18 protein-coding genes are annotated in these 20,504 nt (G+C 68.7%); 10 read left to right on the plus strand and 8 right to left on the minus strand.

Features of this window, described 5'->3' with window-relative positions; genetic code table 11:
• Positions 1 to 3 precede the first annotated feature (3 nt).
• The 4 genes from htpG to BLW75_RS17145 are packed head-to-tail and all read right to left on the minus strand — an operon-like array spanning position 4 to position 5,379.
• Positions 4 to 1,869 carry a molecular chaperone HtpG gene (htpG, locus tag BLW75_RS17130; RefSeq protein WP_034317845.1) on the minus strand — a complete coding sequence of 622 codons (1,866 nt, stop codon included), beginning with the start codon at positions 1,867 to 1,869 and terminating at the stop codon, positions 4 to 6.
• A gap of 29 nt (positions 1,870 to 1,898) precedes the next feature.
• The gene (locus tag BLW75_RS17135; RefSeq protein WP_034317843.1) at positions 1,899 to 3,485 is read right to left on the minus strand and encodes an alkaline phosphatase D family protein; all 1,587 of its coding nucleotides are present in this window, start codon (positions 3,483 to 3,485) and stop codon (positions 1,899 to 1,901) included.
• A gap of 50 nt (positions 3,486 to 3,535) precedes the next feature.
• Positions 3,536 to 4,156 carry a hypothetical protein gene (locus tag BLW75_RS17140; RefSeq protein ID WP_034317841.1) on the minus strand — a complete coding sequence of 207 codons (621 nt, stop codon included), beginning with the start codon at positions 4,154 to 4,156 and terminating at the stop codon, positions 3,536 to 3,538.
• Positions 4,153 to 5,379 (minus strand): YncE family protein, encoded by a 1,227-nt coding sequence (locus tag BLW75_RS17145; RefSeq protein WP_034317839.1) that lies wholly within the window; start codon positions 5,377 to 5,379, stop codon positions 4,153 to 4,155. Before BLW75_RS17145 ends, BLW75_RS17140 begins: the two co-directional genes overlap by 4 nt.
• Before the next feature lie 144 nt (positions 5,380 to 5,523).
• On the opposite strand from BLW75_RS17145, the gene BLW75_RS17150 reads away from it, so the two are divergent.
• Positions 5,524 to 6,663: an RsbRD N-terminal domain-containing protein gene (locus tag BLW75_RS17150; protein WP_034317836.1), complete on the plus strand. Its 1,140-nt coding sequence runs from the start codon at positions 5,524 to 5,526 to the stop codon at positions 6,661 to 6,663.
• A 62-nt stretch (positions 6,664 to 6,725) separates the two neighbouring features.
• Complete coding sequence (locus tag BLW75_RS17155) at positions 6,726 to 8,387, plus strand: LTA synthase family protein (RefSeq protein ID WP_091597777.1); 1,662 nt, start codon at positions 6,726 to 6,728, stop codon at positions 8,385 to 8,387.
• Here BLW75_RS17155 and BLW75_RS17160 read toward each other — a convergent pair.
• Positions 8,384 to 9,340, minus strand: a complete 957-nt coding sequence (locus BLW75_RS17160; RefSeq protein ID WP_034317993.1) for a helix-turn-helix transcriptional regulator — start codon at positions 9,338 to 9,340, stop codon at positions 8,384 to 8,386. The two genes, BLW75_RS17155 and BLW75_RS17160, sit on opposite strands and share 4 nt — an antisense overlap.
• A gap of 61 nt (positions 9,341 to 9,401) precedes the next feature.
• Between BLW75_RS17160 and BLW75_RS17165 the strand changes: the two genes are divergently transcribed.
• Complete coding sequence (locus tag BLW75_RS17165) at positions 9,402 to 10,559, plus strand: epoxide hydrolase family protein (RefSeq protein WP_034317833.1); 1,158 nt, start codon at positions 9,402 to 9,404, stop codon at positions 10,557 to 10,559.
• A 75-nt stretch (positions 10,560 to 10,634) separates the two neighbouring features.
• Here BLW75_RS17165 and BLW75_RS17170 read toward each other — a convergent pair whose 3' ends face one another.
• Positions 10,635 to 10,994, minus strand: a complete 360-nt coding sequence (locus tag BLW75_RS17170) for an arsenate reductase family protein (RefSeq protein WP_034317830.1) — start codon at positions 10,992 to 10,994, stop codon at positions 10,635 to 10,637.
• Between the two features lie 91 nt (positions 10,995 to 11,085).
• On the opposite strand from BLW75_RS17170, the gene BLW75_RS17175 reads away from it, so the two are divergent.
• On the plus strand, positions 11,086 to 11,655 hold the full coding sequence (locus tag BLW75_RS17175) for a YdeI/OmpD-associated family protein (protein WP_034317827.1): 570 nt from the start codon (positions 11,086 to 11,088) through the stop codon (positions 11,653 to 11,655).
• A gap of 1 nt (position 11,656) precedes the next feature.
• On the opposite strand, the gene BLW75_RS17180 is transcribed toward BLW75_RS17175, so the two are convergent.
• Entirely contained in the window at positions 11,657 to 12,862 is a 1,206-nt protein-coding gene (locus tag BLW75_RS17180; protein WP_034317824.1) for a PP2C family protein-serine/threonine phosphatase, read from the minus strand.
• Positions 12,863 to 12,871: 9 nt separating this feature from the next.
• Entirely contained in the window at positions 12,872 to 13,567 is a 696-nt protein-coding gene (locus BLW75_RS17185; RefSeq protein ID WP_034317990.1) for a TetR/AcrR family transcriptional regulator, read from the minus strand.
• Between the two features lie 58 nt (positions 13,568 to 13,625).
• Between BLW75_RS17185 and BLW75_RS17190 the strand changes: the two genes are divergently transcribed.
• From BLW75_RS17190 to BLW75_RS17215, 6 genes are all read left to right on the plus strand, one after another.
• Positions 13,626 to 14,423, plus strand: coding sequence for a thioesterase family protein (locus tag BLW75_RS17190; RefSeq protein WP_034317821.1), 798 nt, complete (start codon positions 13,626 to 13,628; stop codon positions 14,421 to 14,423).
• A gap of 78 nt (positions 14,424 to 14,501) precedes the next feature.
• Entirely contained in the window at positions 14,502 to 16,544 is a 2,043-nt protein-coding gene (locus BLW75_RS17195) for a hypothetical protein (RefSeq protein ID WP_034317818.1), read from the plus strand.
• Between the two features lie 122 nt (positions 16,545 to 16,666).
• Complete coding sequence (locus BLW75_RS17200) at positions 16,667 to 17,092, plus strand: DoxX family protein (RefSeq protein WP_034317816.1); 426 nt, start codon at positions 16,667 to 16,669, stop codon at positions 17,090 to 17,092.
• 307 nt (positions 17,093 to 17,399) lie between these two features.
• Complete coding sequence (locus tag BLW75_RS17205) at positions 17,400 to 18,692, plus strand: extracellular solute-binding protein (protein ID WP_034317814.1); 1,293 nt, start codon at positions 17,400 to 17,402, stop codon at positions 18,690 to 18,692.
• Positions 18,689 to 19,675, plus strand: coding sequence for a carbohydrate ABC transporter permease (locus tag BLW75_RS17210; protein ID WP_034317811.1), 987 nt, complete (start codon positions 18,689 to 18,691; stop codon positions 19,673 to 19,675). Before BLW75_RS17205 ends, BLW75_RS17210 begins: the two co-directional genes overlap by 4 nt.
• Positions 19,672 to 20,502: a carbohydrate ABC transporter permease gene (locus BLW75_RS17215; protein ID WP_034317808.1), complete on the plus strand. Its 831-nt coding sequence runs from the start codon at positions 19,672 to 19,674 to the stop codon at positions 20,500 to 20,502. The genes BLW75_RS17210 and BLW75_RS17215 overlap by 4 nt, the downstream gene beginning before the upstream one ends.
• Positions 20,503 to 20,504: the final 2 nt, after the last annotated feature.

The raw sequence follows: 20,504 nt of genomic DNA on the forward strand, positions 1-20,504 counted from the left end.
CCCCTACAGAGTCTTCTGGAGGTGCGTGGCCAGCAGCTTCGTGAAGCGGGACGGGTCGCCCAGTTCACCGCCCTCGGCGAGCAAAGCCATGCCGTACAGCAGTTCGGCGGTCTCGGCGAGGCCCTCGGACTCGCCCTTTTCGGTGAACGAGGAGCGCAGCCCGGAGACCAGCGGGTGGCCCGGGTTGAGTTCCAGGATCCGCTTGATCTGCGGCATTTCCTGGCCCATCGCGCGGTACATCTTCTCCAGCGTCGGGGTGACGTCGTTCGTGTCGCCGACGATGCAGGCGGGCGACGTCGTCAGCCGTGACGAGAGCCGGACCTCCTTGACCTGGTCCGCGAGCGACTTCGTCAGCCAGGTCAGCAGCCCGGAGAACTCTTCCTTCTGCTCGTCGGTGGTGTCGGAATCGAGTTCGACCTCGCCCTTCGCGACCGACTGGAACTGCTTCTCCTCGAAGCCCGGGACCGCGTCGACCCACATCTCGTCGATCGGGTCGGTGAGCACGAGCACCTCGTAACCCTTGGCCTTGAAGGCTTCCAGATGCGGGGAGTTCTCGATGCTCTGCCGCGACTCGCCGGTCAGGTAGTAGATGTGTTCCTGGCCGTCCTTCATCCGCTCGACGTACTCACGCAGCGACGTGAGCTTCTCCGGATCGTTGGTCGAGGCGAACGAGCAGATGTCGAGGATCGCGGTGCGGTTCTCGTGGTCGTCCAGCAGGCCTTCCTTGACGGCGCGGCCGAACTCCTTCCAGAACGTCTCGTACTTGTACGGGTTCTCGTCGGCCATCAGGGTCTTGACCGTCGACAGGACCTTCTTGACCAGGCGACGGCGGATCAGCTGGATCTGCCGGTCCTGCTGCAGGATCTCGCGCGAGACGTTCAGCGAAAGGTCCTGGGCGTCGACGACACCCTTCACGAAGCGCAGGTACTCCGGCATCAGTGCTTCGCAGTCGTCCATGATGAAGACGCGCTTCACGTACAGCTGGACGCCGCGTTTGCGCTCCCGCATGAACAGGTCGAGCGGCGCGTGGCCCGGCAGGAACAGCAGCGCCTGGTACTCGAAGGTGCCCTCGGCCTGGAGCCGGATCGTCTCCAGCGGGTCGTTCCAGTCGTGGGCGACGTGCTTGTAGAACTCGTTGTACTCGTCTTCGGTGACGTCGCTGGACGAGCGGGCCCACAGCGCCTTCATCGAGTTGACCGTGACGACCTCTTCGCCCTCGGTCATCCGGATGGGCCAGGTGATGAAGTCCGAGTACTTCTTGACGATCTGCTTGATCTTCGTGGCCGAGGCGTAGTCGAAGAGCTGGTCTTCGGTGTCCTCGGGCTTGAGGTGCAGGACGACCGACGTGCCCTGCGGCAGGTCCGGCACCGTCTCGATGGTGTACGTGCCCTCGCCCTCGGACTCCCAGCGGACGCCCTCGTCCGATCCGGCGCGGCGGGTCAGCAGCGTGACCTTGTCGGCCACCATGAAGCTGGCGTAGAAGCCGATGCCGAATTGGCCGATCAGATCCTGCGAAGCCGCGGAATCCTTGGTCTCCTTCAGTTTCTTCAGGAATTCGGCGGTGCCGGATTTCGCGATCGTGCCGATCAGCGCCACGACGTCGTCCCGGCTCATCCCGATTCCGTTGTCCCGCACGGTGAGGGTGCGGTTTTCGGGGTCGGTCGCGATCTCGATGTGGAGATCGTCGGTGTCCGCCTGGAGGTCCTTGTCGCGGAACGCTTCGAGGCGGAGTTTGTCCAGTGCGTCGGAGGCGTTGGACACCAGTTCCCGCAGGAAGGTGTCCTTGTTCGAGTAGATCGAGTGGATCATCAGCTGGAGCAGCTGACGTGCCTCCGACTGGAACTCGAGTGTTTCGGCAGAGGTTGTCACGCGCCGATATTACCCAGCGTGGAACGGGCTCAGGCCAGCCTCCGTCTTGCCACTTCGACCAGTCCGTCGCCGATGGCCTGTTCGATCGTCGTGACGCACGCCCGGCCCTCGGTCTCGACCGTGGCGATGACGTTGCCGAAATGCGGCCCGGACACCTTGGACCAGGTCAGCGGATCGGGTGCGACGCCGCCGCGGCGGGCCCAGCGGCGCGCGATCGCCGCCATCGGGGACGACCAGGTGGCGGCGAACGCCAGCCGGAGCGGGCGCGGCATGGCGTTGTGGACCGGGGAGCAGGTGAGCTGGAAGACGGTCGAGGTCACGGGCTCCGGATAGCGCGCCTCGGCGATGTAGGCGTGATGGACGTCGCCCGAAAGCACCGCGATGGTGGCGGGCGGCTCGTCCCGGCGTCCCTCGCGGGCGATCATCGCGGACAACCGGTCGAACGACGCCCGGAACGACGCCCAGTGTTCGAGGTCCGCGGCTTGGCGGATCTTCTCCGCGAGCCGCCCCCGCCACCCGGGGCGCGCGCAGGCCCGTTCGTTGAGCGACTGGAGGTGGGAGATCACCGGCGGCAGCAGCCACGGCAGCGAGGAGCCGATGAGCAGGTGGTCGCAGGCGTCGGCGGCGTTGTCTTCGATCCAGTCGAACTCGTCGTCGTCGACCATGGACCGGGCGCCGCCTGCCAAAATCCGCCCCGCCCGGGTGTCGATGACCAGCAACCGCACGGCACCGAAATCGCGCCGGTAACTCCATCGCGCGCCCTTGGTGCCGTCGCGGTCGTCGTCGGCCTCGTCGGCGAACGCGACGAGCAGGCCGGCGTTGTCACCGCCGGAGGTGATGGCCTTCTGGAACGTCGGGTCCTCGGCGAGTTCCGCGGGGCCGAGATTCCCCAGGTGCTGGTAGACCCAGTACGACATGATCGCCCCGCGCAGGCGCTCCCGCCACCACGGCTGCGCGCGCATCCGCTCCCGCCAGGTGTGCGAGGTGTTCCAGTCGTCGCGGACGTCGTGGTCGTCGAAGATCATCGACGTGGGCACGGTGGAGAGCAGCCACCGGATCGACGGCTCACCCCAGGCTTCGAGGTAGAGGTGGGTGTACTCCTCGAAATCCTTCACCTCCGTGCCCGGCGGCTCGGAGATGTCGCGGCGCCGGGACAGCCACTCCTGGGTCTCGTCGGTGGTCTCGTCGGCGTAGACCTGGTCACCCAGCATCAGCAGCGCCTGCGGCCATTCGGTTTCCTCGCCCGCCGCCATCCGGTGGGCGTACGCGGCCAGCGCGTCGGGGCCGAAGGCCTTTCCTTCATGCGGTTTGCGGCACGAGCCGAACACGAGCCGGACCCGCGACTCCTGCTCGGGCAGCGTCCGGATCCGGCTCGGCGGGAACCCGGAATCGGCCAGAGGCCACACCTTCTCGCCGTCCACGCGCACTTCGTATTCGACGCACGAGCCGGGTTCGAGACCCGTCAGCACCAGAAGGGCGTAGTGGTGGCCCTTGATCTCGAACGTCCTCGCGGACGTGCCGAGTACCTCGACCTCACTCGCGGTGGTGGTCTCGACCCACACCGTCGCCGACGTCTCGTCGACGTGGCGCAGCAACGGACCCAGGAGCAGACTCATTCCCGGAACGGTGCCACAACGGAGCCAAGATCGTGCGCTGAGCGGACTCCTCAGCCGAGCCGCGCGAAGATCTCGCGGATCTCGGCCAGCGCCTCGGCCCGTTTCGCGTCGTCGTCTTCGTACCAGCCGTCGGCGGCCCGCTCCTCGACGATCGCCTCGGGGGTGAATTCCTCGCCGAACCGGTAGTGGCCGACGCAGTATTCGAACCCCGACTCGCTCAGCGGGTCCAGGTCCTCCCGGCGGCAGTGCTCCAGGAAGCCTTCGGCCTGCGCCCACCGCTCGCCGTCGAACCAGAACACGCCACCGGCGTAGTGGATCGACGCTCCCGTCCCCGCGTCGACGAGGTTCAGCGACTCGTAGTTCTCGGGGCGGTTCCGCACCAACGCGACGAGGTTTTCGGGAACGCCGCCGTAAAGCGCCTCCTGCACCGAGTAGTCCTCTTCGGCGTACAGGTTCAAGTCCGTCTCGTGGTCGAAGGTCAGCAGCAGCGCCTGCTTGTCCGGCGTGAAGTACCAGACGGCCGACTGCCCGCCGCAGTCGTTCCAGGCGAACCGCTCCGCGCCGTCCACCTCGACCGGCGTGATCTCGGTGATCGCGTCGATCACCGCGGCACGCCGCCGCACCTCTTCGAGGGATGTCGCACCGAGGGCCGCCCAGATCTCTTCGCTCACCCGCGCAGAGTACCGGTGCGCACGTGGCCGATCCGGATGCGCTGCGGGTGGTCGCCGACCGGGACGGACTTCACCTTCGCGCCGGTCGCGAAGTCGATCGCGGTCACCTGGTCCGAGCCGCTTTCCGAGATGACGCAATGCCTTCCGTCACCGCTGACGGTCGCCCAGTAGGGCTTCGCCGCCGTGACGAGCTGTGCCTCACGCAGGCTCGAGCGGTCCACAATGGTCGCGTAGTCGTCCATCGTCCCGGCGACGCAGAGCTTGTCGCCCGCGGGACTCATCGAGAGCCCGTGGTGACGCGAATCGTTGACCCAGGTCGTGCGGTCCTCACTGGTGTCCGGGTTCTTCGGCAACGTCTTCGACCGGGTGATCCGGTCGGTGGCGACGTCGTATTCGAGGAGCCCGTTGAAGAAGGACACCTGGAAGTACAGCTTCGACTCGTCCGGGGTGAACGCCACCGGCCGGACGGCGTCGGAGAGGTCGCTGCGCCCGAAGGCGTCCAGGCGCGGGCGCATGTCGATCACCTTGACCTGCTGGAAGGTCTTCGCGTCGACCACGGTGAGCTTCCGGTCGCCCTTGGTGAAGTCCTGCCACGGCGCGTCGAGCGCGGTGTTCACCTCGCCGATCGAGCTGTTCCAGAGGTAGCGGCCGCCGTCGGTGTAGGTGTTCTCGTGCGGTTTGTCCCCGGTCTTGAACGAGCCGAGCTGCCGTCCGGTCTCGATGTCGAGCACGTGGACGGTGTTCGACGTCGAAGCCGATACCGCGATGCTGCGGCCGTCCGGCGACACCGCCATGTGGTCGGACCGGAAACCCGACACCGGGAACCGCCAGTTGACCCGGCCGGTGGCGAGGTCGATCGACACGACGTCGGCGAAGCTCGGACGGGACGCGACGACCGCGCGGCCGTCCGGGGTCGTGTAGAGGTCGTCGACGAGCTGGTCGTGTCCCTCGCCGACGCCGTTGCGGATGCCGAGGAAGAACGCGAGCTTGATCGGGTTCAGGTAGATCTCGGTGAGCCGTTCGTCCTTGTCCGGCACCATGTTCACGCGCGCGATCTTCGCGTAGTCGCCGGAGGGCGCGATGATGTCCGCGGTCCCCTCCCAGTTGTTGCCGACGAAGAGGACCTGTCGCAGGCCGTCGTCCGCCGCGGCGGCGGGGGCCGAGCCCAGTGCCGCGGCCAGGCAGGTCACGAGGACGGTGTTCAGCAACCGGCGTTTCCGCATCGGGCGCACCTTTCGGCGAGGGCCTGTTACCTTTCGGTAGCTCACAGGAAACCAACCGGCCGGACACCCTCGGTAGGGGACGGTCGCCAAGGACCGCCGGCTTCGTTGTGCACCGCGCACAATCCGCGCGGGAAGGCGGTGGCGATGGCGCACCGGTCGCTCCACGACCTGCTGGCCGAGATGGCGGCCGACGCCGCCGTCGTCGACGAAGTGGTCCGGGCAGCCCGCGCGGAGTCGCCCGAAGTGGCGCGGTTGCCGGTGGGCGAGAACCGGCGGCACGTCGCGATCGTGCTCGCGGCCGGGCTCGCCTCCTTCGACCGGCAGGGCGGAGCCGGGGAGCAGGACTACGCCGCGGCCGCCGTGCTCGGCGCGGACAGGGCCGCGCAGGGCGTGCCGCTCGCCGCTCTGCTGCGCGGGGTGCAGGCTGGCCGCAGCCGCGCGGTCGAGATCGCCGTCGAACGCGGCAAGGCGGCCGGGGTGCCGGACGACGTCATGCTGGCGACACTGGTCGATTTCGACCGGAACACCCGCGCGCTCGAACGCCAGGTCATCGCCGGGTATCACGAGGCCGAGCTCGAACTCTCCCGCACGGTGCACGACAGCCGCGCCCGGTTGCTGCGGCGGTTGCTGGGCGGCGGCACGACGGCGCCTTCGGCCGAGGAAGTCGCGAACGCCGGGCTGAACCCGGGTGGGCGCTACCACTGCCTGCTCTCCGACGTCGGAGATCCGTACCAGGCACGGGTCGTCGAGCGACGGCTCGGCGCGACGGGTGGCGTCTTCGGCCTGGTCGAAGGGCGGCTGGCCGGGCTGGCGCCGCGGCTCCCCACTCCGTCAGCGCTGGGGGGCGACGTGCTCATGGTGGCCTCCCCCGCCGTGCCGCTCGCCGAAGTCCGCGGCACGTACGCCCTGTGCGTGATGGCCCTGCCGACGGCCGCGCGATCCCGCGGCCTGCACGCGGTGGCCGATCTGGCCGTGGAGACCGCGCTCGCCGCTCACCCGGGGCTCGCCGCGCTGCTCGAAGGCACCCTGCTGAACGCGCTGACGCCAGGCGATCCGTTCCATGAGCAACTCGTCTCGACCGCGCTGGCCTACCTCGATCACGGGCGGCGGCTCGACCAGACGGCCGCGGCGCTGCACGTCCACGCGAACACCGTCCGGTACCGGCTTTCCCGGCTGGGCGAGATCACCGGAGCGTCGCTCGACCCGCCGGAGGAAGACGGCGGAGCGCATGTGCGGCACACCGTCAGCTGGTGGTGGGCGCTGCGCACGTGGCGCTCGGGCTGAACCGCCGGGGCCCCTCATCCGTGTAACCCGATGAAGGCAGTCCACCCCGGAAGGAACCCGCCTTGTCGGTTTTCCCGCGTCCCGCCCTGGCCGGCCTGCCCGGCGACCGGACGACAGCCCGCGAGATCGCGTCCAGCGCGGCGACGACCGCGTCGGCGGTGCTCGTGCTGTTCGCCCTGCTCGCGCCGGACGACCTCGACGGGCTGACGCCGGAAGCGTTCGTGCGGCTGCCGGTGGAGGCGCTGCTCGGGGTGGCGGTCGTGCTCATGCTGCGCGACGGCGCGCGACGCGTCGTCGCGGTGTCGGCCGGCGCGCTCCTCGGGCTCCTGACCGTGCTCAAGGCCATCGACATCGGTTTCGGGCTCGCGCTGAACCGGCGGTTCGACCCGGTGTTCGACTGGGGTGTGCTCGGCAACGGTGTCGACCTGCTCGGCACGTCGATCGGCCGGGCCGGCGCGCTCGCGTCGTTCGCCGGGCTGACGCTCCTGGCCGTGGTCGTGATCGTGCTGATGGCGCTGGCCGTCCTGCGGTTGAGCCGGGTGGTGGCCGGACGGCGCACCGCGTCGACCCGGGTGACGGCCGTGCTCAGCGTGCTCTGGATGGTGTGCGCGGTCTCCGGCGCGCAACTCGCTCCGGGACAGCCGTTCGCGTCGCGCAGCGCGGTCGCCTTCGCCTACGACGACCTCCGCCAGGTGCGGGCCGGTATCCGGGACAGGGAGGCCTTCGCCGAAGAAATCGCCGTCGATGCCTTCCGTGACACCCCGGCCTCCGGGCTGCTGAACGCGTTGCGCGGCAAGGACGTGCTGTTCACCTTCGTCGAGAGCTACGGACGGGTGGCCGTCCAGGACTCGGACATCGCGCCGAAGGTCGACGCGGTGCTCGACGCCGGGACCGCGCGGCTGAAGAACGCGGGATACGGCTCGCGCAGCGCTTTCCTGACGTCGCCGACGACGAGCGCGGGGAGCTGGCTGGCGCACTCGACGTTCCAATCCGGCGTCTGGGTCGACAGCCAGCACCGGTACGACGACTTCGTGAAGTCCGACCGGTTCACCCTCGGGGGTGCGTTCAAACGCGCGGGCTGGGAGACGGTCGGTGTCGTCCCGGCGCATACCGAGGACTGGCCGGAAGGCGAGGTCTACGGCTACGACCGTTACTACGACTCACGCACCATCGGGTATCGCGGCCCGCCGTTCTCCTACGCCACGATGCCTGACCAGTTCACCCTTTCGGCTTTCCAGCGCGCCGAACGCGCGAGGCCGGACCGTCCGCCGCTGATGGCGGAGATCGACCTCGTCACCAGTCACTGGCCGTGGACGCCGCTCCCCCGCCTGGTCGACTGGGCCGCCGTCGGGGACGGGTCGATCTACCGTCCCATGCCCTCGCAAGGGAAAACGCCCGAAGAGGTGTTCACCGACCCTGCGAACGTGCGCGGCGCGTACGGCGACTCGATCGCCTATTCGCTGAACTCGCTCATCTCGTACGTGGAGACCTACGGGGGCGACGATCTCGTGCTCGTGTTCCTCGGCGATCACCAGCCGAACCCGATCGTCGCCGGCGCGGGCGCGGATCACGACGTGCCGATCACGGTGGTCACGCGGGACAAGGCGGTACTCGACAAGATCGCCGGCTGGGACTGGCAGGACGGCCTGAACCCGGACCGGAACGCGCCGGTGTGGAAGATGGACGCGTTCCGGGACCGCTTCCTGACCACTTTCGCTCGCTAACCGGTCGCGTCGCGGTACCGGTCGGCCAACTCCCGCAAGTAGTCGACCAGTTGCGGGGGTTCGGTCACCCGGAACGGGAGGTTGAGCAGTCCTAAGTGGACGGCCATGGTCTCGATGGTGTCCGCGCCGGTGTGCAGGACGCACGTGTTCGCGTCGACGGCCTCCACCGTTCCGACGGCCGGGTTGATCCGCGCGGTCACCTCCTCCGCGGACGCGTGCACGGTGACCTCGGCCCGGTAACGCCACGCGGCGGACGAGACGCCACGCCGCACCCGGTCCGTGACGTCCTCGGGCAGTTCACGCGCGGTGAACCGCGGACCGGTCGGGACGCGTGGGGTCAGCCTGTCGACGCGGAACGTGCGCCAGTCTCCGCGGTCGAGGTCCCAGGCGACGAGGTACCAGCGACGCCCCCAGTTCACCAGGCGATACGGCTCGACCTTGCGGACGCTTTCCGAGCCGTCGTGGGTCAGGTAGCCGAACCGCAGCACCTCACGGTCCCGGCAGCACGCCGTCAGCACGGTGAGCGTCTCGGCGGCGACTCGCGGGCCGGGTTCGTCCCTCGGAACCGGGACCGTGTACGCCTGCAAGGCGTTCACCCGGCGGCGCAGCCGGGACGGAAGCACCCGCTCCAGCTTGGCGAGCGCGCGCAACGACGTCTCCTCCACGCCCGCGATGGTGCCGCCCGCCGCGGTGCGCAGGCCGATCGCGACGGCGACGGCCTCCTCGTCGTCCAGCAGCAACGGCGGCAGATCGGCGCCCGCGCCGAGACGGTAGCCGCCGACCGAACCGCGGGTCGCGTCCACCGGGTAGCCGAGCGCGCGCAGCCGCTCGACGTCGTTGCGGATCGTCCGGGCACTGACTTCCAGGCGTTCCGCGAGTTCGGTGCCGGTCCAGTCACGGGGAGTCTGCAGGAGGGAGAGCAAACGGAGTAGTCGCGCCGAAGTTTCCAACATTTTTTCAGGATGCTCCTCCATTAGGAACGGGATGTTCCTAATTGAATCCTATCTTGGTCTCATGAACGAAAACACCGAGATCAAGCCCTTCCGCATCGACGTCCCGCAGGCCGAGCTGGACGACCTGGCCGACCGCCTGGCCCGCGTCCGCTGGGCGAACGAACTGCCCGCCGACCAGGTGACCGACGGGGTGCAGCGCGGACCGGTCACGCCGGGCTGGGAGTACGGCGTGCCCCTGGAGTACGTGCAGCGCCTCGTCTCGTACTGGCGCGAGGGCTACGACTGGCGCAAGTGGGAGGCGAAGCTCAACGAGTACCCGCAGTTCACCACCGAGATCGACGGGCAGAACATCCATTTCCTGCACGTCCGCTCGCCGGAGCCGGACGCGAAGCCGCTGATCCTCACCCACGGCTGGCCGAACTCGGTCTTCGAGTACCTCGACCTGATCGACCAGCTGACGGACCCGCGTGCTCACGGGGGCGACGCGGCCGACGCGTTCCACGTCGTCATCCCGTCACTGCCCGGGTTCGGCTTCTCCGGCCCGACGCGGGAGAAGGGCTGGAACCGATACCGCACCGCTCAGGCTTGGGCCGAGCTGATGCGCCGCCTGGGCTACGAGCGCTACGGCACGCACGGGAACGACGCCGGCTCGTTCGTCGCCCCCGAGGTCGGCCGTGTCGACGCGGAGCACGTGATCGGCGTGCACGTCACGCAGCTGTTCTCCTTCCCCAGCGGCGACCCGGCGGAGTTCGAGGGCATGACCGAGCAGGAACTGGAGTACATGCAGTTCCTCCAGTCCTTCAACGACGACATGTCCGGCTACGCCAAACTTCAGGAGAGCGCGCCGCAGAACCTCGCGCACGCGCTGGCCGACTCGCCGACCGGACAGCTGGCGTGGAGCGCGCAACTGCTGGCGGCGACGAGCGACGACCACGTGCTCACCAACGCCACGCTGTACTGGCTCACCAACACCGCGGCCTCGGCGGCGCGGTTCTACTACGAGGACAAGCACAGCGAGCACCCCACCGAGCCGACGACCGCGCCGACCGGACTGGCGAGTTTCGCCTACGACTTCCGGCCGCTGCGGCGCTTCGCCGAACGGGACCACTCGAACATCGTGTCCTGGCAGGAATTCGAGCGCGGCAGCCACTGGGCGACGCAGGACGCGCCCGATCTGCTGCTGGGCGACATCCGGGCCTTCTTCCGCAAGCTGACCTGAGTCTCCCGAAAGTACGTGAAGGCCCCCTTCATTGCGCCTAGCGCAATGAAGGGGGCCTTCACGTACTTGGGGCGGTCAGCCCGGCAGCACCGACCGCACGGCCTCCGGGGTCCGCCCCACCACGGTCGTGCCGTCGTCGGCGGTGATGATCGGCCGCTGGAGCAGCTTCGGATGGGTGGCCAGTGCCTCGATCCACCGATCGCGGTCGGCGGGGGTGCGCCCCCACGTCTTCACCTCGAGTTCCTTCGCGATCGGCTCGGCGGTGCGGGTGATGTCCCACGGCTCGAGGCCGAGCCGCTTGAGGACGGCCTTCAGTTCCTTCGCCGTCGGCGGCTCTTCGAGGTACTTCCGCACGGTGTACTCGGCTCCCGCCTCGTCCAGCATCGACACCGCGGACCGGCATTTGGCACACGCCGGGTTCACCCAGATCTCCATCCGGGGCCACCTCCCTTTAAAAAGCGCTCACTTGGTGAGCACTTTGCTTCCGATGATGGTCACAGACTCCTACGACGAAAGGAATCCGGCCATGGACGAGACCACCTTCACCGCCGCTTCCCCCGCCGAGTGGCGCGTTTGGCTGGCCGAGAACGCCGGGACCGCGAAGGAGGTCTGGCTGGTCATCCACCACAAGGGCAGCGGCGTTCCCAGCATCCGGATCGAAGAGGCGATGGAACAGGCTCTGTGCTTCGGCTGGATCGACGGGCTGCACCGCAAGAACGACGCGACGAGTTCCCGTCTGCGGTTCACTCCGCGCAACCCCCGGAGTTCGTGGAGCCGGGTCAACCGCGAGCGGGCCGCCCGGCTGATCGCCGAGGGACTGATGACCGAACGCGGGCAGGCGATGATCGACCTCGCCAAGGAGAAGGGCCGCTGGCAGGTCGTGCCGGACGGCGACGGCGTCCCCGAGGACCTGCGTGCCCGGCTCGACGCCGACGAGGCCGCCCGCACCCATTTCGAGAAGTTCCCGCCGTCGTCGAAACGGCTGATCCTGGAATGGATCCTGACGGCGAAGAAGCCGGAAACCCGGGAGCGGCGGATCGCCAGGACCGTCGAACTCGCGGCCGTGAACCTCCGCGCCAATCACCCGGCCCGGTGATTCAGTTCGGTTCGCACCGCGCCACGAGGAGGGCGATGTCGTCCTGCGCCGGCGTGTTGCCGACGAGCGTGGCCATCACCCGAGCGCACACCACCGAAGGCGAGTCGGCGGTGACCACACCGGCGAGCCGTTGCAGGCCGACGTCGATCAGCTGGTCCCGGCGCTCCACCAAGCCGTCGGTATAGAAGGCGAGCACACCACCGGGTGGCAGCTCGATCTCCACTCGCCGGCGCCCCGGCCCGGTGACACCGATGGGTGGATCGACGGGAGTGTCGACGAACACCGACGGCCGACCGGGCACCGCGAGTACCGGCGGCAGGTGCCCGGCCAGCGAGATCACGATGCTCTCCCGCGAAGCCGACACCGACCCGTACACGACGGTGGCCAGCGCCCCCGGCTCGAAATGCTGGACCTTCCGGTCCAGTTTGGACAGTACCTCCGCCGGGTCGTCCGATTCGAGCGCGTAAGCGCGCAGGGCGCTGCGCAGCCGTCCCATGATCACCGCGGCGTTGAGGCCGTGCCCGGCGACATCGCCCATCACGATGCCGAGGCGGCCGTCAGGCAACGGGAACAGGTCGTACCAGTCACCGCCGACGCCGGGCTCGGTCCCGGGGACGTATCGGGCGGCGAACTTCATCCCGGAGACGGCGGGCAGCCGGGCGGGCACCAGGCTCCGCTGGAGCGCCGCCGCGGCCGCGCGATCGCTGGCGGCGACCTCGATCTGCACCTCCAGCGCGAGCCGCGCGGCCACCAGCCGCAGCAGTTCGACGTCGGTCTCGGAGAACTCCCGCTCCGTCACCGCTCCGACGTGCAGCACACCGACCAGGTCGTCCTCGACCAGCATCGGCACACCGAGCAGTGTGCGCAGCCCCCGTTCCCACAGGAGCGCGTTCACCACCGTGGTCGCGTCCACGTGGTCGATGATCACCGGTCGCCGCTGCTCGGCGACCCGTCCCGCGAAACCGGCTCCCACCGGGATCCGGACGTCCTGGTAGACCTCCTCCTCGATCCCGGAGGCGGCCATGGCCTGCAGTTGCTGCGCCGTCGGGTCGAGCCGGAGCACGGTGGCCGTGTCGACGCCGAGCACTTCGCGGACGCGCGCGAGGAGCGTCGCCATCACCTTGTCCTGACCGAGTTTCCCCAGGGACGTGTCGGTGATGGCTTCGAGCACCTGGAGCCGCTCGTCGGCGGTCGGGGTCTCGGGCATGCGCAGAGCCTAACCAGTCCGCCTCGCCCGCACCGCCCAGCCCGCCGTCAGCCCGTCGAGGTCCTCCGCCACTACGGCACTCGGCGGAATGGCGTCGCGCGGGACGCGGCAGGCGAGCGCCGTGCCGAGACCGGCCATCCGGATGACGGTGTCGATCAGCGCCTCGGGTTCCTCCGGCCAGCCGAAGCCCGGCTGGGCGATCAGCAGGCTCACGCAGCCGTGCATCGCCGACCAGAGGCCCATCGCGAGGACCTCCGGTTCGCCGTGCAGGATCCCGGCCCGCACGCAGGTGGCCGTCGCGTCGGCGAGATACCGGAAACAGGCGACCGCGCCGGGAGACGAGCCGCCCGAGGGACGCATCAGGAGCACCCGGTACTGCACCGGATGGTCGAGCGCGAACCGCGCGTACACCCGGGCGCACCGGCTGAGCGCGCGCATCGGATCGACGACCTCGACGGCGTGTTCGCGCATCCGGTGCCCGAGTTCGTCCCATACCCGCAGGCAGACGGCCTCCAGCAGGGCGTCGCGGCTCGTGAAGTGGGCGTACACCGACGGCGTGGAGACCCCGGTCCGGCGCGCGACGGCACGCAGCGTCAGCGCCTCGTCGGTCCCCGCCTCGCCGAGCAGGGCGTCGGCGGCGCACAGGATCTCGTCCCGCAGCTTCTCCCCTTCGCCCGGCCGCGCCTTCGTCCGTTTCGCGCCCATGCCGTGATGCTGCCAGCATTGACTTGACACCGTCAACTTGACGATGTCAGCTTGGGCCATGGCGTCTTTCCAGACCGCGACCGCCCTTGTCCGCCGGGGCGAGCGCCCGGTGTTCGACACCGAACTCGATCCACAGTGGACGATCGGGACGAAGCTGCACGGCGGCTATCTGCTCGCCTTGCTCGGCAGAGCCGCCGCCGAGGTCTCCTCGCATCCGCATTTGACCGCGATCAGCGGCTCGTTCTCCGTGGCCCCGGAACCCGGCCCGGCCGTCGTCGAGGTCGAGGTGTTGCGTGAAGGACGTGGCCTGACCCAATTACGCGCACGGCTGAGCCAGCACGGCAAGCCCTGTACCGAAGCCCTGATCACCCAGGGCGTCCTGACCGACAGCGACGCCTGGTGGTCCGGAGTGGACCCGGTCGAGATCCCGCCGGAGCAGGACTGCCTGCCCGTGCCCGCCGACGGCGGCGGCGGATTCCGCATCGGCCTGATGGACGTCGTCGAGCAGCGGATCGACCCGGCCTCGGCGGGGTTCGCGGTGGGACAGCCGTCCCGGAAAGGCGTCATCTCGTCCTGGCTGCGGCTCGCCGACGGTAGCGACTGGGATCCGGTGAGCCTGCTCGTGGCACTCGACCCGGTGCCACCGATCTCCTACGACCTCGGCATCGCGGGCTGGGCGCCGACGGTCCAGTTCACCGCGTATCTGCGCGGGATCCCGGCGCCGGGACCGGTGCGGGTGCGGATGCGCGCGGGTGAGATCGGCGGTGACCGGATGGACGAGGTCGCCGAACTCTGGGACGAAAAGAACAGGTTGATCGGGCAAGCCACGCAAATCGCCGCCGTACGCGTTCCCTGAACCACCCGAAAGCAGGACCATGACGCGGCGCCGGGAGTTAAGATCCGGCGTCGACGTCATTGTTCTGGGGGCAGGACCATGGAAGTGGAACCGCGCCGCGCGGACGGCTCCGGCGGGGCCGAGATCACCCGGCTCTGCCGGACGCTCGTGCCACTGGCGACCGCCGGGAAGTACGCCGAGGCCGCGTCGACCTATCGGTGGGTGACCAGGGCATCGGCCGGGGATCCGCTCCGCTACGGCGATCACGCGCTGCGCCTGGAGTTCTGCGCCCTCACCGGCAACGAGCACACCGGTGTCGATCTTCTGTCGCTTTTGGACGGTGTGGGCGACCACGCGGACGCCGTGGACAGGATGGAGTTCTTCGCCTCGGCCGCACTGCTCACCCGCCGGTTGACGGAAACCGGATACGGCGAGATCCCGTTCGTTCTCAACGGACCGTACGACGGGGTGCCCCTGAACCGGTTGCACCGGCGAATGCGGGCGGCGGCGCTCGTCGAAGCCGAAGAACTCGACGAACTCGATCGCACCGGCTACTTCACCGCGTACGCCGAGCGGAAAATGGCCGCGAACCCGGTCGCGGACTTCGTGCCGCTCCTGCCTTCCGCACTCCCCAGGGTCGCGATCACGCCCCCGCCGGGATTGTCCGCGGAGGAACTCGTCATCCGCGCCGAAATCCACAATCACCGGTGCGAACCGGAGGAGGCACGAGCCTGCCTCGCGGCGATCGAAACCGTCCCGGATGAAATCGCCCCCCGGCTGACCGAGTTGCGCGCGATTTTCCACCAGGGCGACGACACCGAAGAGCGGTTACGCGACGCCGCGGCCGGATTCCGGCGCCAGAACGACGAAATCCGGTTCCTGCTCAACCAATGCTGGCTCGGGCTGTGGCTCGTCTTCGACGATCAGGCCGAGACCGGGGTCGCGCTGACGACGGTGGCCGCGGCGCGGTTGCGCGCCGGGACGGACGAGCGTGCCGCCTGCTGGGGTGAATACTGGCTGGCGCACGTCCTTTCGGGACAGGGCCGGACTCCGGAGGCGTACGAGGCTTTGCGGCGGGGCGCCGGGCGGGCCCGCGAAGCGGGCGATCCTTTGCTCCACGGCACCCTTCTGTGCCTGGAAGCATCGCTGCGGAACGGTGACGGCGAGGATCCGGTGACCACACTGGAACTCGCGCGGGCGGCGACGGACGCCTTCATCGTCGGAAACGTCGGCGAGAAAGCCGTCGAGGCCGTCGAACAGGTGCGGATCGCCTACGAGCGCACAGGATCGCTCGACGAACTGGACGTCTTCGTCGAGCACATGCTGGCGACGCTGCCCGTGGGCGGCCCGGAACGGTTGCGCGGGCATCTCCGCCACCTCCGGGCGCTGTCGCTGATCGGCACCGGCCGATTCGCCGAAGCCGTCGACGACGCCTACGCGTCCCTCGGTGTCGCCGCGTCGAAAGGCAAGGACACCGCGGAACATTGGTACGTCCTCGTCACCGCACTGCACGGCGCCGGCCGCTACGACGACGTGCTCGACGTCGCGCCCCGCACCATCTCGCTGCTCACCGCGTCACCGGACTGGGCGCACCGCTGCCGGTGGATGTACGCCGACAGCTACCGCGCGCTCGGCGAATCTTCTCGCGCCTTCAACGAATACGCCGTCCTCGCCGAAATACTCCAGGACTCGGGTGACACCGGGCATTCCTACATCTCGGTGAGCATGGCCGCCGCCGAGCAACTCGACCTGCTCGGCTACGGGGCGAACGCCGCCGACTTCTACGCCCGTGCCGCCGACGCGGCCTCGGCGATCGGCGGCGGCTACGTGGCCGCCACTTGCCGCAACGCCGCGACGCTGTCCCGGCTGCGGTCCGGCGACCTCGACGCGGCGCTGACCGCGCTCGACGCCGCGGAAACCGCCGTGCACGCCGTGGAAAGCGAAACCGCGCCCGCCAGGGAGCATCTCGCCGCCCAGCTCGACCACGTCGCCGCCCATGTGCTCAGCGCCGCGGGAAGGGTGCGGGAAGCCGCTCGCCGCGCGCTCCGTGCCGCCGAAACGTTCCACCGGATAGGCGAAGCCGAGTCCGCCCGGGACGTGGACCTGTTGCTCGAACAGATACTCCTCGGCGAACAGAACTGACGGGCTGAAGGGGCCTTTCCCCGCATGCGACGAAGCGAAGGGAGCTTTCCCCGCATGGCATGCGGGGAAAGCTCCCTTCAGCACCCTTGCCACCCCCGCCCACCAGGAGAAGGATCCCCGGCATGTCCGAAGGAACCAGCGGTACCCGAAGCCTGACGGTCGGCTCGATCGTGCTGTGGGTCGTGCGCGTCGCGCTCGCCGCCGAGTTCCTCTACAGCGGCTACCTGCTGTTCGCGGGCGGCCACACCGAACAGACCTTCGCCGAGATCGGGCTCGGGCAGTGGCTCCGGTACGTCACCTGCGTACTCGAGGTCGGCGGCGCGATCGGGCTGCTCATCCCCCGCTTCGGCGGGCCGTCGGCGCTCCTGCTGGCCGGCGTGATGGTCGGCGCGAGCGTCACGGAGCTGTTCATCCTCCCCGACGGCGGCCCGGTTCTGCCGTTGGTCCTGCTGATCGTCTCCGCGACGCTGGCGTGGTTCCTGCAGGATCAGACGCGCGCCTTGCTCGGCATCAAGCCGCCTGCCGAAGACGACGAGGACCAGCGCTAGCCCACTCGGCGAACGCGAGCCCGGCCTTCCTCCGAACGGCGCAAAAGGCTCCCGCCGAATGCCCCGATCAGCGGTACAGACAAAGAAAAACCGCATGTCAGCGCGCCTCGCGAGGCGCTGACGGCAGCGCCGAAATCCGATCATCAGCGTGATCATGCGCTCACTCAAGGTGAAAGATTGCGGCTCGTTTACAACGAACCGGCCACCCGCTTGACAGTCGGAGTGGTACGTACCACGCTGCCCGCATTGGTCTACACCATTTTGTGGGAGCCCGGCATGGTGGCCGGGCATCGAAAGGACGGCACGAGTGAAGCGCTGGCTCAAGATGGCTGCGGGCGCCGCCGCCATCACCCTCGCGACGGCGGGCTGCGCCGGTTCCGGCAGTGGCGACAGCACGAATTCGAGCGCTCCGGCCTCGAATGGCACGCTCACGGTCTGGCTCATGACCGGGACCGCCCCGGAAGCCCTGACGAACTCGCTCCACAAGGAATTCGAAGACGCGCACCCCGGCGTCAAGGTCAAGTACGAGATCCAGCAGTGGAACGGCATCCAGCAGAAGCTGACCACGGCGCTGGCGAGTGACAACCCGCCGGACGTGATCGAGCTGGGCAACACCCAGACCCCCGCGTTCGCGAACCAGGGCGTGCTCGCCGACCTCACCTCGAGCGTCGGCGACTTCAACGGCGCCCAGTGGCTCCAGGGCCTCAAGGCCTCTGGCGAATTCGACGGCAAGACCTACGGCGTCCCGTTCTACGCGGCCAACCGTGAGGTCATCTACCGCAAGGACATGTTCGAGCAGGCCGGTGTCACCGCGACGCCGAAGACGCGCGCGGAATGGCTCGACGCGATCACCAAGCTCAAGGCCAAGTTCGGCAGCGACCCCGAGTTCCAGGCCCTCTACCACCCCGGCCAGAACTGGTACGAGCTGCTGTCCTACATCTGGGACGAGGGCGGCGACATCGCCCAGGCCAACGGGAAGTCCTTCAAGTCGACCCTGGACACCCCTCAGGCGAAGGCCGGGCTCGAGTTCTACAAGCAGCTCACCGAGGCTTCGGGCACCAAGGCCCCGAAGGACGCCGACGAGGCCACCCCGCAGCAGGCCGGTATCTACGGCGCGGGCAAGGTCGCGATGATGATCGGCGTCCCGGGCGAGGTCGACACCGCGGCGAAGACCGACCCGTCGATCAAGGAGAAGTCGGCCGCCTTCCCGATCCCGGGCAAGACCGCCGGCAAGTCGGCCCCGGTCTTCCTCGGCGGCTCGAACCTGGTCATCCCGGCCAACAGCAAGAACGCGGCCGCGGCCAAGGACTACGTCAAGCTGTTCTCCACCCCGAAGTACCAGACCGAGCTGGCCAAGGCCGGTTACGTCCCCGGTACCTCGACCGACGTGTCCGCGCTCGACGCGAACCCGCTCACCAAGGTCATGGCCGAGGCGTCCAAGAACGGCCGCGCCGTGCCGACCAGCCCCAAGTGGGGTGACGTCGAATCCGGTCAGAACCCGATCAAGGACATGCTGACCGCCTACCTGACCGGAACCAAGACGCTCGACCAGGCGACCGCCGACGCCAACGCAGCGCTCGACAAGCTCATCGGCGGATGACCACGACCGAAGATGTGACGATGCCGGCGGGGGCCACCCCGCCGGCATCGCCGCGCATCAAGCCGCCGAAGTCCACCCGGCGCCTCCGTCTCGGCGAACGGACGGCGCCGTACCTGTTGATCCTTCCCGCGCTGATCGCGATCCTGGCCCTGCTGGGGTGGCCGACGCTGCAACTGGTCGGGATCAGCCTCCGCAAGCTCGACCTCCGTGAGCTGGTCTCCGGAGAGATGGTCTGGGTCGGGTTCGAGAATTTCTCCGCGATCCTGTCCGACCCCGAATTCTGGGAGATCACCGTCCGCACGCTGGTGTTCACCGCCGCGGTCGTGATCACCACCCTGCTGCTCGCGCTGTTCATGGCGTTGCTGATGCGGCACCTCAACCCGGCGGTCCGGGTGATCCTGCAGGTCGCGCTGATCCTCGCGTGGGCAACGCCGGTGGTCGCGACCACCACGGTCTTCCAGTGGATCTTCGACCAGCAGTACGGGATCCTGAACAAGACGCTCGCGAAACTCGGCTTCGAGCAGTTCATCGGGCATTCCTGGTTCTCCACCGGCCCGAGCACGCTGACCGTCATCGGCCTGCTGGTCGTCTGGCAGGCCGTGCCGTTCGTGGCCTTCACGCTGTACGCCGGGCTGCTCGGCGTCCCGAAGGAGCAGTACGAGGCCGCGGGCATCGACGGCGCGAACGCCTGGCAGGCGTTCTGGGCGGTCAGCTGGCCGGCGATCCGGCCGATCCTGACCATGGTCACGTTCCTGTCGGTCCTGTGGGACTTCAAGGTGTTCGCCCAGGTGTGGGCGATCCGTCAAGGCGGGCCGGACGGCGCCAGCACGACGCTGCCGGTCTACATGTACCTCAAGGGCCTCGCGGGCAATCACTTCGGCCTGGCGGCGACCGCCGCCCTGCTGATGATGCTCGTGCTGATCCTGCTCACCGCCCGGTACGTCCAGCTGCTGGTGCGCACGAAGGAGGCCGACCTGTCATGAGGAAGTCCCTGACCCAGCGGATCGGCCTCGGCACGCTCGGCGTGGTCGTGGCCGTCCTGTTCGTCTTCCCGACGTACTGGATGATCACCTCCTCGCTGAAGACACCGGGCCAGGTCCTTTCCCCGGACTACGACCTGATCCCGCTCTCGGTGACGTTCGACAACTTCGTCTCGGCGCTGACGAAGCCCGGCTTCGCCACGTACCTCACCAACAGCCTCATCGTCACGATCGGCGCGGTGCTGTGCTCGCTCTTCGCGGGTGTGCTGGCCGCGGTCCCCTTGTCCCGGATGCGGTTCCGCGGGCGCAAGGGGTTCCTGCTGCTGGTGCTCGTCGCTCAGCTGGCGCCGTTCGAAGCGCTGCTGATCCCGATGTACCTGCTGATGCGCGACGCCGGGCTGCTCAACCAGCTGCCTTCGCTGCTGCTGGTGTACTTCGCGGCGACGCTGCCCTTCACGTGCTGGATGCTCTACGGCTTCGTCAACGGCATCCCGTACGACCTCGAAGAGGCCGCGATGATCGACGGATGCAGCCGGGCGGGCGCCTTCCGCCGGGTGACGCTGCCGTTGCTCGCACCGGGACTGGTGACCACTTCGGTGTTCAGTTTCATCACCGCGTGGAACGAGTTCCTGTTCGCGTTCGTGTTCATGCGTGACCAGAACAAGCAGACGCTGCCGGTGTGGCTGTCCTCGTTCCGCACGGCGTTTTCCGTGGACTGGGGCGGCATCATGGCGGCGTCGGTCATCTACGCCGTGCCCGCACTGGTGTTCTTCATCATCGTTCAGCGCAAGCTCGTGTCCAACCTGACCGCAGGCGCAGTGAAGGGGTAGTC

Source organism: Amycolatopsis lurida (genome assembly GCF_900105055.1).
In the GTDB taxonomy this organism is placed as follows: Bacteria; Actinomycetota; Actinomycetes; order Mycobacteriales; family Pseudonocardiaceae; genus Amycolatopsis; species Amycolatopsis lurida.

Excerpts from the sequence above, each read along its gene's own strand:
- BLW75_RS17135 (WP_034317843.1), bottom strand. The coding sequence starts at position 3,485 with ATGAGTCTGCTCCTGGGTCCGTTGCTGCGCCACGTCGACGAGACGTCG.
- BLW75_RS17145 (WP_034317839.1), bottom strand. The coding sequence starts at position 5,379 with ATGCGGAAACGCCGGTTGCTGAACACCGTCCTCGTGACCTGCCTGGCC.
- BLW75_RS17150 (WP_034317836.1), top strand. The coding sequence starts at position 5,524 with ATGGCGCACCGGTCGCTCCACGACCTGCTGGCCGAGATGGCGGCCGAC.
- BLW75_RS17160 (WP_034317993.1), bottom strand. The coding sequence starts at position 9,340 with ATGTTGGAAACTTCGGCGCGACTACTCCGTTTGCTCTCCCTCCTGCAG.
- BLW75_RS17165 (WP_034317833.1), top strand. The coding sequence starts at position 9,402 with ATGAACGAAAACACCGAGATCAAGCCCTTCCGCATCGACGTCCCGCAG.
- BLW75_RS17170 (WP_034317830.1), bottom strand. The coding sequence starts at position 10,994 with ATGGAGATCTGGGTGAACCCGGCGTGTGCCAAATGCCGGTCCGCGGTG.
- BLW75_RS17175 (WP_034317827.1), top strand. The coding sequence starts at position 11,086 with ATGGACGAGACCACCTTCACCGCCGCTTCCCCCGCCGAGTGGCGCGTT.
- BLW75_RS17180 (WP_034317824.1), bottom strand. The coding sequence starts at position 12,862 with ATGCCCGAGACCCCGACCGCCGACGAGCGGCTCCAGGTGCTCGAAGCC.
- BLW75_RS17185 (WP_034317990.1), bottom strand. The coding sequence starts at position 13,567 with ATGGGCGCGAAACGGACGAAGGCGCGGCCGGGCGAAGGGGAGAAGCTG.
- BLW75_RS17190 (WP_034317821.1), top strand. The coding sequence starts at position 13,626 with ATGGCGTCTTTCCAGACCGCGACCGCCCTTGTCCGCCGGGGCGAGCGC.
- BLW75_RS17195 (WP_034317818.1), top strand. The coding sequence starts at position 14,502 with ATGGAAGTGGAACCGCGCCGCGCGGACGGCTCCGGCGGGGCCGAGATC.
- BLW75_RS17200 (WP_034317816.1), top strand. The coding sequence starts at position 16,667 with ATGTCCGAAGGAACCAGCGGTACCCGAAGCCTGACGGTCGGCTCGATC.
- BLW75_RS17210 (WP_034317811.1), top strand. The coding sequence starts at position 18,689 with ATGACCACGACCGAAGATGTGACGATGCCGGCGGGGGCCACCCCGCCG.
- BLW75_RS17215 (WP_034317808.1), top strand. The coding sequence starts at position 19,672 with ATGAGGAAGTCCCTGACCCAGCGGATCGGCCTCGGCACGCTCGGCGTG.